Annotated in this window: 15 protein-coding genes and 1 pseudogene; 13 read left to right on the top strand and 3 right to left on the bottom strand. The window is 39.5% G+C overall.

Going from position 1 to position 13,422, the window contains the following annotated elements; genetic code table 11:
- Nucleotides 1–18: 18 nt before the first annotated feature.
- Both H6G48_RS16015 and H6G48_RS16010 read right to left on the bottom strand, forming a co-directional pair.
- On the bottom strand, nt 19–861 hold the full coding sequence (locus tag H6G48_RS16015) for an Rpn family recombination-promoting nuclease/putative transposase (RefSeq protein WP_190722477.1): 843 nt from the start codon (nt 859–861) through the stop codon (nt 19–21).
- 36 nt (nt 862–897) lie between these two features.
- Nucleotides 898–2,205 carry a hemolysin family protein gene (locus H6G48_RS16010; RefSeq protein WP_147069490.1) on the bottom strand — a complete coding sequence of 436 codons (1,308 nt, stop codon included), beginning with the start codon at nt 2,203–2,205 and terminating at the stop codon, nt 898–900.
- A 268-nt stretch (nt 2,206–2,473) separates the two neighbouring features.
- Here H6G48_RS16010 and H6G48_RS16005 point away from each other — a divergent pair, with 268 nt between their 5' ends.
- Nucleotides 2,474–3,958 carry a polysaccharide deacetylase family protein gene (locus H6G48_RS16005; RefSeq protein ID WP_190722476.1) on the top strand — a complete coding sequence of 495 codons (1,485 nt, stop codon included), beginning with the start codon at nt 2,474–2,476 and terminating at the stop codon, nt 3,956–3,958.
- Nucleotides 3,959–4,009: 51 nt separating this feature from the next.
- Here H6G48_RS16005 and H6G48_RS16000 read toward each other — a convergent pair whose 3' ends face one another.
- On the bottom strand, nt 4,010–4,795 hold the full coding sequence (locus tag H6G48_RS16000) for a segregation/condensation protein A (protein WP_190722475.1): 786 nt from the start codon (nt 4,793–4,795) through the stop codon (nt 4,010–4,012).
- Between the two features lie 51 nt (nt 4,796–4,846).
- Here H6G48_RS16000 and pdxH point away from each other — a divergent pair, with 51 nt between their 5' ends.
- From pdxH to H6G48_RS15940, 12 genes and pseudogenes are all read left to right on the top strand, one after another.
- On the top strand, nt 4,847–5,491 hold the full coding sequence (gene pdxH / locus H6G48_RS15995) for a pyridoxamine 5'-phosphate oxidase (protein WP_190722474.1): 645 nt from the start codon (nt 4,847–4,849) through the stop codon (nt 5,489–5,491).
- 227 nt (nt 5,492–5,718) lie between these two features.
- A complete protein-coding gene (locus H6G48_RS15990) occupies nt 5,719–5,973 on the top strand; it encodes a trypco2 family protein (RefSeq protein ID WP_190722501.1) in 255 nt (84 codons plus the stop codon).
- A gap of 69 nt (nt 5,974–6,042) precedes the next feature.
- Nucleotides 6,043–6,747 carry a COP23 domain-containing protein gene (locus H6G48_RS15985; protein ID WP_190722473.1) on the top strand — a complete coding sequence of 235 codons (705 nt, stop codon included), beginning with the start codon at nt 6,043–6,045 and terminating at the stop codon, nt 6,745–6,747.
- Nucleotides 6,748–6,791: 44 nt separating this feature from the next.
- Nucleotides 6,792–9,341: a CHAT domain-containing protein gene (locus H6G48_RS15980; protein WP_190722472.1), complete on the top strand. Its 2,550-nt coding sequence runs from the start codon at nt 6,792–6,794 to the stop codon at nt 9,339–9,341.
- 800 nt (nt 9,342–10,141) lie between these two features.
- Entirely contained in the window at nt 10,142–10,390 is a 249-nt protein-coding gene (locus tag H6G48_RS15975) for a type II toxin-antitoxin system Phd/YefM family antitoxin (RefSeq protein ID WP_002739617.1), read from the top strand.
- Nucleotides 10,383–10,652: a type II toxin-antitoxin system RelE family toxin gene (locus H6G48_RS15970; RefSeq protein ID WP_002739840.1), complete on the top strand. Its 270-nt coding sequence runs from the start codon at nt 10,383–10,385 to the stop codon at nt 10,650–10,652. The genes H6G48_RS15975 and H6G48_RS15970 overlap by 8 nt, the downstream gene beginning before the upstream one ends.
- Before the next feature lie 82 nt (nt 10,653–10,734).
- Complete coding sequence (locus H6G48_RS15965; protein ID WP_079206348.1) at nt 10,735–11,025, top strand: UPF0175 family protein; 291 nt, start codon at nt 10,735–10,737, stop codon at nt 11,023–11,025.
- On the top strand, nt 11,009–11,503 hold the full coding sequence (locus H6G48_RS15960; protein ID WP_190722471.1) for a PIN domain-containing protein: 495 nt from the start codon (nt 11,009–11,011) through the stop codon (nt 11,501–11,503). The genes H6G48_RS15965 and H6G48_RS15960 overlap by 17 nt, the downstream gene beginning before the upstream one ends.
- A gap of 27 nt (nt 11,504–11,530) precedes the next feature.
- A complete protein-coding gene (locus H6G48_RS15955) occupies nt 11,531–11,752 on the top strand; it encodes a hypothetical protein (RefSeq protein WP_002780145.1) in 222 nt (73 codons plus the stop codon).
- The gene (locus H6G48_RS15950) at nt 11,731–12,132 is read left to right on the top strand and encodes a type II toxin-antitoxin system VapC family toxin (RefSeq protein WP_242034665.1); all 402 of its coding nucleotides are present in this window, start codon (nt 11,731–11,733) and stop codon (nt 12,130–12,132) included. The genes H6G48_RS15955 and H6G48_RS15950 overlap by 22 nt, the downstream gene beginning before the upstream one ends.
- Before the next feature lie 281 nt (nt 12,133–12,413).
- On the top strand, nt 12,414–13,085 hold the full coding sequence (locus tag H6G48_RS15945; protein WP_190722470.1) for a DUF3782 domain-containing protein: 672 nt from the start codon (nt 12,414–12,416) through the stop codon (nt 13,083–13,085).
- A gap of 113 nt (nt 13,086–13,198) precedes the next feature.
- A pseudogene (locus tag H6G48_RS15940) lies at nt 13,199–13,422 on the top strand (DUF3782 domain-containing protein); the annotation flags it as partial.

The raw sequence follows: 13,422 nt of genomic DNA, 5'->3' as shown, positions 1-13,422 counted from the left end.
ACTTGATAATTTACCCTTCTAATCTGGGAAGGATAATTTTGCTGCTGTCTCTTGTACTTTGGTAAGTTCTAATTGCAAAGCAGTGGCAATCTGTTCTATACTTAAACCTAAGGCCAGTAAACCAGCAATCGCTTCAGTTTTAGCTTCTTCACGACCTTCTTCACGACCTTCTTCACGACCTTCTTCACGACCTTCTTCACGACCTTCTTCTTTAGCTTCTTGATAAAGTCGAGTTTGTCTGAGATCATCTAATCCGAACATAGCTTCTAACTCCGTGCGACTAAGATTAGTAAATTTATAGGCTAAGGTTCTTTCAATTAATTCTACAACTTTTTGCTGGAAAACTAGATCATCAATTTCAGCGATCGCTTTTTCTAAAAGTGGTTTTCCTCGTTGCTGTGCTAATTGGGGTGTAGCGACAATTAACTGAATAATTCCTAAACCCAGAGACGGAGCCGGACTATCGATTAATTCATCTAAATAAATAGGTCTGATCTGTCCCGTTATCTCAAATCCCCGTAGTTGATAGGGAAAATTATTGTCGATATCCCTGGAGGCAAATAAAGCTACAGCCATCCAATCCTGAACGGGTTTATACTGATTGAGATAGATGACAATTTCTGTTAAAAATCGCCAATAAAAATCACTTTTATCCTGAAATTGCACTTCAACAAAGTAAATAATTAGTTCCGGGGCTGCTGTGGTCGGTAAAAAAATACCGTCAAAACGACGCGCTAATTCTTTGATTTCTCGGGAGGAGAATTGATAATTTTCAGCTTTCTGGGTTGACTCTCCCAGTAATTCAAAAATTAACCCCGGAAAGGTTTGCAAGAGTTGATAAAAAATTGTATCGGTCTTCACAAGCTTGAAAAAATCTAGATGTTTACTAACAATTACTTACAAATCATCCAACAAGAGCGTGACTAACACCTTATCGACACGATTACCGTCCATATCCACCACTTCCAAGCGCAACCTTTGCCATTCAAAATGATCGGCAGCCCCTGGAATCCTACCAAGATGGGTAATAATAAAACCACCTAAAGTGTGATAATTGCCCTGTTTTTCCCCGGGTAATTCACTGATTTCAAATAATTCTTTAAAATCTTCGATCGCCACTGTACCATCGATCAACCAAGAACCATCTTCCCGCTGCACGATCTGAGCATCTTCAATATTATCTAATTGGGGTAAATCGCCGACAATTGCCTCTAAAATATCCTTGCGCGTCACCAATCCTTGAATTACCCCGTACTCATCCACTACCAAGGCAATATGATGACCACTTTGCTGCACCAATTCTAACACCTTTAAACCCCTAGTGCTTTCCGGCACAAAAAGCGGCTGTTGTAAATCCTTCGTCAGGTCGAAACTTTCACCGGTTAAACAATCTGCCAATAAGTCTGTGACTTCGATTACCCCCAAAACCTCATCTAAACTGCCCTGACACACAGGAAAACGGTTATGATTGCTCTCAATTAGCTTCTGGCGGTTAATTTCGGCACTATCTTCCAAATCTAGCCAAATAATATCTGGGCGCGTGGTCATAATCTGGCTTACTCGGCGATCGCCCAATCCTAACACCCTTTCCACCATATCCTGTTCTGCTTCCTCAAAGGTTCCCGCTGCGGTTCCCTGTTTAAGCATAATTTTCAATTCTTCTTCCGTAATTGGGGAATCATTGTTATTAGTATTAATCCCCAACAAACCGAGAATCAGATTAGTCGATTGACTCAAAAGATGGACAATGGGCGAAACAATTTTCGATAGCTTATCGAGAGGATCAGCAACGAGGATAGCGATTTTTTCAGGATTACTTAAACCTAACCGTTTCGGCACTAATTCCCCCACCACTAGGGATAGATAGGTAATAATTAACACCACTAATCCTAATCCCAAAGCTTGACTGTAGGGGGCTAAAACAGGAACTTGCGCCAATAATTGCGCCACACTGACCGATAAATTCGCTCCTCCGTAGGCCCCGGCAAAGATTCCCACTAGGGTAATGCCAATCTGCACCGTCGATAAAATTTGATTGGGATCATTGGCCAATTTTAAGGCCACCGCCGCCCTTCGATCATCTCTGGCTAATTGTTCTAAACGGACTTTGCGCGCCGAGACAATGGCAATTTCCGAGAGGGCAAAGACTCCATTGAGGAGGATCAGGAAGAGGATAACAAGAATTTCGGTAGTCGCCGAGAACATGGTTAAAATTTACAGGTAAAAGGGCGGATAGTTGTTTGTATCATAGTGCGAGAATCGGTTAAGTTCAGTAAAGAATCATCTTGATTTTTAACGAGTTACGAAGGCTTGTGTCTGGAGAGGGGGTACTCTCAGTATAAATGGGATAGGATAAAGTTCGCGCTCTTAGCTCAGTTAGCAGTGAACAGTCAAGAGTGACCTGTTGCCAGTAAAAAAAGTTGTCCCTGGGAGAGTGGGGACAAACTATCTCAATCTATTCGCCTGAAAAATTATGATCGCTACACCCGTATCATCGAAATCGAACGCTATCACGGAAATCCGCCCCGGACTACCGACTATTTGCGGTTGGGAACAGGAAATCGCAGCGATTGTTAATCACGATGATCCGATCTTTTTACCGACAACAAATCTCCAATTAGACAATATTAACGCTGGTTTTGCCTGTGCCTTGCATATGCACCAACCCACTATCCCCGCGGGTGTTAACGGGGAATTAATCTGCAATCTCCAGCATATGTTCGAGCATCAAGGGGATGGCGATAACCATAATGCCAGCGTTTTTGCCTGGTGTTACAGTCGCATGGGCGATTTTATCCCAGAATTGGTGGCGGAAGGCTGTAATCCCCGGATTATGCTCGATTATTCCGGCAATCTCCTCTGGGGTTTGGTACAGATGGGACGGCAGGATATCCTCGATAAACTCAAATTAATCACCTGTAACAGTCAATATCAACCCTATGTGGAATGGTTGGGGACGATGTGGAGTCATGCGGTGGCTCCTTCCACACCGATTCCCGATCTAAAATTACAGATGCAAGCATGGCAAACCTATTTTGCCTCGATTTTTGGCCCCGATGCCCTGAAACGAGTCAAAGGGTTCTCTCCCCCGGAAATGCACCTTCCTAACCATCCCGATACCCTCTACGAGTATATTAAAGCTCTGAAAGAATGCGGCTATCGTTGGTTATTGGTACAGGAACACTCGGTGGAAAATCTCGACGGTTCGGGATTGAGTCAGGAACAAAAATATATTCCTAATCGCCTGGTGGCCCGTAATTCTCGCGGGGAAGTGATTGCGATTACTGCTTTGATTAAAACCCAGGGTTCCGACACCAAATTAGTCGCCCAAATGCAACCCTACCACGAGGCCAAATGCCGCGGTAAACAGCAAATCGGCGGCGTTTGGGTTCCTTCCCTAGGTTCCCAGATTGCCGACGGTGAAAATGGTGGCGTGATGATGAATGAATTTCCTCGCGATTTTCCCAATCCTTGGCGGGAAATGCAGGGGGGTTCCACTGTGGCAGGATTTAACGGCACGGAATATCTGGAGTTAATCGAGGCCGCTGGCGTTAATCCCCAAGATTATCCCCCAATTCAAGCCGTACAGCAGCATAAAATCTGGCAGCGAGTTAATCCGGATGCCGCTACCCCTGAAGCAGTGGAACAGGCGATCGCTGAGTTAAAACAGACCGACCACCGTTTTACCATGGATGGGGCATCTTGGACAAATGATCTCAGTTGGGTGCGCGGTTACGAAAATGTTCTCGAACCGATGAACCAATTAAGCGCTAAATTCCACGAGAAATATGATCCTTTAGTACAGGCGGATCCTAGCTTCACCCGACGACCGGATTATCTGGAGGCACTGCTTTATAATTTGCTCGTGCAAACCAGTTGTTTCCGTTATTGGGGCCAGGGTACTTGGACCGATTATGCCCGCACTTTGTACGAAAGAGGCGCGGCCTTAACCCGCTAAGATAGTAAGGTATCTAGGGCGCAGAATCTGCGCCCTAGTAGTATAAATATACTAACAAGGGATGTTCGCCGATGAAGTAATTAAAGAAATAGTTAAATCCTGATAAAAATCCTCCTGTTTTAACTCCACTTTTGATTGAGAAGCCAGTAAAAGTAAAGCCCAAAAAATCGCCACCTTTTCCTGTGTTGCCGAGTGACTAGAGGGTTTTTCCGCTTGCCATAAATCTAATAAATACTCAAACTCTATCTCATTTTTCTCTAATTGAAAAAACTTTCTCTGCAAAAAAAAGTCCAGTTCCGCTGCCAATTCCGTCAGGTTTTCTTGGTGGGCTAATTCCGTGATAATTTGTACCGCTTCCCGTCGGGATTGCGGCCGGGGTTTCGGGACAACTACAGGCAGTTTCGGTAAAGCTTCAATCTCTAGGGCAATCTGTTGTAATTGAGTGATTAACTCCTGCAAAGTTACCCGTCTTTTTCGCGGTGGTGGGGCGGCAGTACGACGGCGAATATGATTTTCTAGATAACGGGGTAAAGTTCTTAATTCCCGTTCTAACTCGCTAATTTCCTCATCAATCAGACTTTCTTCTTGCTGGTCAAAAGACAATCTTTCTAGGGTATCAGCCTTAAATAAAACTAACATAGAAGCCCATAAAAAAGCCTGTCCCGATTGGGGTAAATTAGCTTGGGCCATGGCTAAATCTAGATCATTTAATAACCCCAATTCCGCCAAAAAGCGATCGATCACATCAATAACCTGCACATCCCAGGGGTCAATTTCTCCCTGTTCCGCCATTTCTAAAAGAGAGGCGATCGCGTCACTAGCTGAGGTGATAGTCATGATTCTAGAATCTTGTAGGATCTCAAAGGATAGAATTTAGCAAGCAAAACCATGGACATATCGATCGCTGACCTGCGCTTGGACTACAATCTTGAAGAATTGCTAGAGTCAGAAACATCTGCCGATCCTTTCATTGTATTTAAACAATGGCTAGAACGGGCGGTATCTTCGGGAAGATTGGAACCCAACGCTATGACTTTAGCCACTATTTCGCCGGAGGGTAAACCCCGGGCCCGCATGGTACTGTTAAAAGACTTCGATCCTCGCGGTTTTGTTCTCTTTACCAACTACCAAAGCGCCAAAGGACAGGAATTAATCGCCAATCCCAATGCAGCCCTAGTGTTTTGGTGGGGAGAATTGCAACGGCAAATTAGGATCGAGGGAACTGTAGAAAAAATCAGCGAGGAGGAATCGGATAACTACTTTTTTGTCCGTCCCTGGGAATCTCGTTTAGGGGCCTGGGCCTCCAATCAAAGTGACGTGATTTCCGGGCGGGATATCCTCGAAAAACGCCTGACAGAACTAAAAGAAGAATATGCTGCCCGTGAAGTTCCCCGTCCTCCTCATTGGGGCGGTTTTCGCCTAATTCCTAGTTTAATCGAGTTCTGGCAAGGTCGCCCCAGTCGTCTCCATGATCGTCTCTGTTATTATCGTCAAGAAGATGGCAATTGGCAAAGGCAACGTTTAGCTCCTTAGTTTTATTTTGACACCTTGTATTGGCAAAATAGCTCGATGCTAATTCAATTTGTCATTTTAGTCTTGAGATAATATTAGGTCGATGTCTTTTCCCAACCCGCGCTTCCCTTAGCGATCGGGTTGGGCTATTATGTCATTTGAGAAAGGCAATCCGTCCGCCCTAAAGTTTCAGAAAAACGATAGAATTGAAAGGGTTTTGGTTTGCATCTTTCAAAAATAACTAGAGAATTAATATGAATGTTGGACTTCGAGAAACCTTAGAAGCATTGCGGGTTGAACTGAGTAAATCTATTTTAGCCTCTGAGGGTGAGCAGATTCGCTTTGAAGTGGGTGAAATTGAATTAGAGGTTCAATTTGTGGTTGAGCAGTCGAAAGAAGGCAAAGGTGGGCTGAAATTTTGGGTAGTAGAAATGGGTGGGGGTGTCACCAATAAAGATACGATAACCCATAGAATTAAAATTCCTTTAAATTTTTGCCAATAGTGGATAAGAGATATACAATAAAAGAGGTGATCACCCCAAAAGAATCTTTTCTAAAGAGGTAATCAATTAATGAGCGATAACAAAAATAATGTTGGTGGTGTTCCGGGTATTCTGACTGCGGTTGCAGCAGTTATCGTTGCGGTGACTGGACTAATATCTGTACTTAAGCCATCGCCTGATCCTTCTCTCAAAGCAGAACCCCAGAAAACAAACGTTTCTCCTAGTCAAGTTCACTCGGAGTCTCCAGCGTCAAAAGTTACGTTTTCCTGTGGAGAAAGTGAATACAATGGGAAAAGTTTTCCTGCAACAATTGCAACGGGTGATGAATCGATTCCAATTATTCTTTGGAAGCTAGATAATAATCATTTTGGTGATAATTGGCCACCGCTAAAAAGGTGTGAGGAAGTTTCTCGGCGATTCCAAAGAATTTATGATCGTGATGGCTTAAAACGTTCTCGATTAGTTGCTACATTAGAAACGTGGGTTCCCAATAAGGAAGTACCTGTAATCTGTGCTGTTAAATCAGAAAATTCAGTTTGCCATGAGGAGGATTTATTAATTACTTTAGAATCGAAAGATAACCCTGATGATGTTCTAAAAGAGCTATTAAATCGCCACGAATTACCTAGTCAAGAGCCTCCTGTTTTAAGGGGAGAAAAACCACCTAAGACTTTTGCGGAAGGAAAACGAGTTTTTTATGATATTTCTTCAATTATTCCTTCACCAAAATCTAAAAAGAATACCGAAAAAAGTTCGGAAAAACCTGCTTGGTAAAAATAATTCTGAATTTTATTACTCATTCAAATATATTTGAAATTATGAAACTCCATAAATTGACAAGCCTTGTCTTTGTTTATATTTGTATCGCTATATCATTGCCATTTGGATGTTCTTTGACGTTGGCACAGACGACAAAGGAAATGCAAGCGATTGTGAAGAAGCCATTACCTATTTTTGAGGCAGGAAGCAGTGCAGTTCAAACAATAGATACGAATAATCCTGAAACTATTAAGCTTATTGAAGAAGGAATTAAACGCGCAGAGTATAAATTATCTGTGTATAAAAAATATTCCAAGGATAGTTATCCAGACCCTCAGCATTATCAAGGCAAACGAATGATAAGTGATTTAATTCAAGAAGCCAACGAACGATTATGTGATTATAATATTAGGCTTGCCGATTTGATAACAAGAGATAAAGAAATTGTAAAACATTGTGGCGATTACTTTAAAGTATTTAACAAAGAATTTGCCGCACAATACAAAAATAATCCATTAGTAGAAGACCCAAATAATATTATAATGGGCTATCCAGAAAAAGAGATAATAATGACGAAATCTTTATATAAACTTAAAGAAAAAAAGTCAGGAATTCAAAAAAATAGAGAATTAATTCAAGGATTAAAAAATGGGCTTAAGACTCAATTAAACTCAATAAAAGAAACTGGCTACGAATCTGGAGGGATTCATACTTTAACTATTGGGGAATTAGTTGCAGTAATTAATGATCTCAATTTGATGTTGGCTAGTCATACTAATTCTGTTGATGATTATAAGTCCGCTTTAAATGACTTTAACTTTATGAAGGATAAATATGCGAAATATCTCATGAGAACATTTAGATATGATTCAGATTCATCATTAGCCAAAGAAGGGGCAATGTTAGCTGGAATCGGTCGTTTTCATGAAGCTGAACGCAAATTTGATCAATCATTTGAAAATCTTCCTTTTGAGTCTTTATCTCGTCTTAAGGATTATGAAAATGTTTTAATCAAGCAAAATAAATATGAAAAAGCACTAGAAATATCTGATTTGGGACGTTCTCTCAATCTGCTCCGTAATTGGGCTGATTCCGCTCTTTCAGAAGAACAAAGACAAGAACAGTTAAAAAAGTTAAAAAATGAACCCAGAATGACTATTGATGACTTTAAAAAGATAGCAAGAGTCAAAAATACAACCATTGTCGAATACTCATTACATGAAGATGATAAACTTTTAATTTGGGTAGTTACTCCTGATAGCAATGTTTATTTTCGCCAAGTAAATTTATCTAACAAGACAGCAAAAATAGCATTTAACCAAGATAACCTATCGTCAGTTTTATCTATTGAGCGGAATTTTCTCAATTTATTCATTTTTAATTTTATAGTTACAATATTGGTTTTGCTGATTTTTGCCAAATCTCAAAATAAAAAATTAGCTATTCTTTTTTTTGGAGTAATTTTAGTTTTAAATACTGTTGGGTGTCAGAACCAAAAACAATCACAATTTGCTCAATCTCAAATTGATAACATTCCCTCTCTAAAGGATTTAATTCAAGTTAATTATGGACTAATTAATCAAGAAAATGGAAGAACAGATATACCCCAAATTATTACTTCTTTGTCAAATAAATATTGTCAAAGATCTATTGAATGTTTACAAAAATTAAATCAAGTATTAATTGAGCCAATAGCAGATATATTACCAACAAATCCTGATGATCATGTGGTATTTATTCCAGATAGTCAATTATTGAAAGTTCCCTTTGCTGCGTTAAGAGATACTCAAGAGAAATACTTGATCGAAAAACATACTATCTATTACGCGCCTTCAATCAAAATTTTAAAAATGCTTCATAATGAGGCTTATTCAAAAGTATCAAATAGTCAGCAGGATGCTCTTATCGTAGGCAATCCTATCATGCCGACCATTAAATTACCTGCTATTGATGAAAGTCGTCAAGAATATAGTGAAATTCGTAATATTAAACCTCAAAAACTTGGGCAGTTAAAAGGAACAGAAAATGAAGCTAGGGAAATTGCCAAGATTTATCAAACAGAACCGTTAATTGGAAAAGATGCGAAAGGAGAAGTTGTCCTTAAAAAAATGCAGAATGCCGACATTATTCATCTTGCCACTCATGGATTTTATACTTCTATGGGGGATTCGGTATTAGCCTTAACTCCTTCCCGTCCTTCCTGTGTAGGAGATGCCCCTATGGATTGCAACTTCTATAATTTAGAAGATGGGTTTTTGGATTCCTCTTCAATTTTTAATCCTAAAACCACTTTCAAGGCAAAATTAGTCGTTTTAAGTGCTTGTGAAACGGGTTTATCTGGATTGGGTGATTATCGTTATTCTAGTTTTATTAATGGATTTATGAGAAAAGGAGTTCCTAGTATTGTAGTCTCTTTGTGGCAAATTCCTGACTCACCATCTGACGAGTTAATGATCAATTTTCATAAAAATCTTCAAAATGATCCAGACAAAGCCAAAGCATTACGGCAAGCAATGTTAAACACTATGAAAAAACATGAAAATCCTGGCTTATGGTCTGCTTTCGTTTTATTTGGAGAAGCAGAAAAACCAACTAATGCTTTAGATTAATCAATTTAGTCCCTTTAATCCTTCATTTTGGGGGGGAGGTTGCCTTAAGAGAAGTGTATCAAAGTATTAAGGATGTTAGTCGGTGGTGGAAATAATTCCCCTTATGATGTATAATGCTAGACCATAGCGGATAAGGTATTCAACCGCTCTAAAAACCTAGCTATCTAATCGATAGGCGCACCTTGAAAACTAGAGTTATAGGGTTCCATAAAGGATTGCTTTTATGGGTAAAAGCTCTAAGCATCAAGTACCAGAGAAACCAATTATTTTAGAGGTTTTGAACTGTATCGTAGGGCATACGAGAACAGGCTTCTGTAATGGAGCGAAAGTCTGAGGAGAGACTCGCCTCTGGGTTAGATACCGCAAGGGGTCTGATTTAAGCGAACTCGTTGAGCCAGAAATTCTAATCAGCGATGATAGAAGAATCCACGTCCGTTCACGGCGCGGAGTATGTCAACGGAAGTGTTACCCGAAACCCTTAGAAATTGCCAGAACGATTGGGTCTGAATACAACCGTGCAGACGTATTAAAAGCATTAACCGCCACATTAACCCCTGCTAATGTTGACTTATCTTTCTGGCAAGATGTCCTTCAGGCTTTGGGTACTCTCACTCGTCCTAAATTCCTCGAAACTATTCCCAACTTAGCGCCTTTAATCCTTCATTTTGGGGGGGAGGTCGCCTTAAGAGAAGTGTATCAAGGGATTAGGGATGTTAGTCGCTGGTGGAAGTGATTGCCCTGTCAATAATTGCTATAATAGCTAAAATGGTCATAATGGCTAGTTTCTATAAAGGTTAGTTATGAAAACATTAGGAGCCTCAGAAGCAAAAAATCGCTTTGGCGAACTGTTAGACTTGGCTCGAAGAGAACCAGTAAAGATAGCAAAAAAGGGACGTAATGTTGCAGTCGTGCTGTCAATCGAGGAATTTGAGAGATTTTCCGAGTTAGAAAATCAACTTTTGGCTTTACAGGCAGAAAAAGCTCATCAAGAAGGTTTTATCGGAACAACAGAAAGTGAGGCTTTACTGTCAGAAATTTTAAATGCTTAAGATTAACCTATCTCGACAGGCAACTAAACGCTTAAAAAAACTGCCAGATAAACACGCCAAACAAGTAGCCACAAAAATAACCGAACTGAGAACAAATCCCTATCCCCAAGATTCTCTAAAGTTAAAAGGATACTCTTATCATAGAGCCGATATTGGTGAATATCGAATCGTTTATCGTGTTGAGGAGCAAACACTAGAAATCTTGCTGATTGACAAACGAAACGATGATGAAATTTATAAACAACTAAAGAGAACAATATAGAGAATCTTAATTATCAACCATCAATTAATTAGCGATATTATTCCTGCTAAAATCAAGAAAAACAAATTATCTTTAAACACTCATGAACATTAACGTAACATTTCCCGAAGAACTCCTCATTGCTGCCAGAGAAGAAAAAGAAGCATTCTCTCGTAAAGTCATAATTTATACATTAGGGCATCTTTATCAAGAAGGAAAAATTTCAGCAGGAATCGGCGCACAAGTATTAGGATGCGATAAATATACATTTTATACACTTCTCTCTGAGTATGGTTTTTCCATTATTGATTACACAGCAGAAGAATGGGAATCAGAAATACAAACCAGCCGTAAATTAGCCCAAAAAATCCAAGAGAATGAAGATAATTGTTAATTCTACACCGATCATCGCCTTATCTTTGATTAATCAATTAGATCTTCTTAATCAGCTATTTAATGAAGTGATTATTCCTTGGGCAGTTTATCAAGAAATTGTCATCGCTGGAGATAATAAACCGGGGGCAAAAGAACTCAAAAATGCCAATTGGATTCAAGTTCAAGAAGTTGCATCATCATCTCCTCTTGAACCGCTATTACTAGGATTAGATCGAGGAGAATTAGAAGTTATTCTCTTGGCAATTTCAATCAAACCAGACTGGGTAATTATAGATGATAAATTAGCAAGAAGAGTTGCCAAAGCTATGGAATTACCCGTCAAAGGAACATTAGGAATTCTCTTGGTTGGTTTTTATGCAGGTTATCTATCTAAACAAGAAATTTTAGATTTATCACAACAGTTAGTTGATTATGGAATTCGTATTAGTTCTCCGATTCTTAATTGGCTAAAAACAGAATTAGACAATGATCATTAATACCAAATCAATACAAAATAAACTACCATGAAACAACTAATCGTACACATTCGTGACCAAGAAAAAGCAGAAACACTCTCTAAAATTTTAACTGCTTTAGATTTTGTTGACTCCGTAGAAATCATCGAAGATCAAACAACATTATCTGATAACGAGCAAGACTTCTTTGCCCTGGCAGGATTGTGGGAAGACAGGGATATTACCCCTAAATCTATCCGTGAAGCAGCATGGCGAGAAGAAAACCGATGATTTTATGTGACAGCAATATCCTCATTGAATTCTATAAAAACAACCATAGAATTATCGAAGAGCTTCGCCATATTGGACTAAATCAACTAGCCATTAGTTCCATTACTCAAGCCGAATTATATTATGGAGCAATCAATAAAAATGAACTCAACAAAATCAAAAGACATCTCGGATTGCTACATACCTTTCCTGTAGATGTCGCAATATCCAATCAATTTATTAACTTAATGGAAACCTACTCCCTCAGTCACAAACTCAACATCCCTGACTCTATCATTGCCTCAAAAGCATTAGTGCAGAATATTAAGCTATATACATTGAATTTGAGAGATTTTTGTTTTATTCAAGGCTTAGAACTCTATGATCTGTCAAATGAATAACCCATCAACGTTAGCATTTTCCAGCGTTCAGCGAACCAGTCATAAATTAGTCAAAAAATCAAAGAGAATGAAGATAATTGTTAATTCTATTCCCAATTTAGCGCCTTTAATCCTTCATTTTGGGGGGGAGGTTGCCTGAAGAGAAGTGTATCAAAGTATTAGGGATGTTAGTCGCTGGTGGCGGTGATTCTTGTCCCATTAATTAACAATGATTAATTATTAATTAATCGGCGAAATTCAGTAAAATAGTAATAGACCAAATTAGAGGGAAAAAATTATCTATGGCAACTACATCAGAAGACGTATGGCGAATCTTAGCCGAATTAGCGACTGCTCAAGCCGAATTGACTGCTGCTCAAAAAGAAACTGACAAACAACTCAAGGAAACTGACCTACTACTGAAGGAAGTTAGTCAACAACAGAAGGAAAACGCCCAACAACTCAAGGAAACTGACCGACAACTCAAGGAAACTGACCGACAACAGCAGAAAACTGACAAACAACTCAAAGAACTGGGCAAACAAATTGGGGGGCTCGGTGCCAAATTCGGCAGCTTTACCGAAGGACTTGCCCTTCCCTCAATGGAAACGATTCTCAGACAACGCTTTGGTATGGAAGTGGTTAGTCCCAGTGTGCGAGTCAGTAAAAAAGGACAACACCTAGAAATTGATGTCCTTGCCTATACCAATGGTCAGCTAAATACCGCCTATATCGTCGAGGTTAAAAGTCATGCCAAAGAGGAATCTATTACACAATTAAAAAGTATTTTGCAACGGTTTCGTAGCTTTTTCTCTGAACACAAAGATAAAAAACTCTATGGCATATTAGCGGCGGTTGATTTATCACCAGGATTACGGGAAAAAATTCTCCAAGAAGGGTTTTATGTGGCTCGGATTCATGACCAAGTATTTGAATTAGATATTCCCGATAATTTTCAACCTCAAATCTATTAAAACCTCAAAGGCTATCGCTCTATCTTCCCCAAAGGAAAAAACACTCTCTTATTCATGAATCGGCCAAATTCAGTAAAATAGTAATAGACCAAATCAGAGAGAAAAAATCATCTATGACGACTACATCAGAAGACGTATGGCGAATCCTAGCCGAATTAGCAACTGCTCAAGCCGAATTAACTGCTGCTCAAAAAGAAACTGACAAACAACTGAAGGAGACTGACCTACTATTGAAGGAAGTCAGTCAACAACAGAAAGAAAACGCTCAACAACTCAAGGAAACTGACAAACAACTGAAGGAGACTGACCTACTATTGAAGGAAGTTAGTCAACAACA

The sequence above is a fragment of the Microcystis flos-aquae FACHB-1344 genome (assembly GCF_014698375.1).
GTDB lineage: Bacteria > Cyanobacteriota > Cyanobacteriia > Cyanobacteriales > Microcystaceae > Microcystis > Microcystis aeruginosa.
This window is presented reverse-complemented; position numbering and strand designations above follow the sequence as displayed.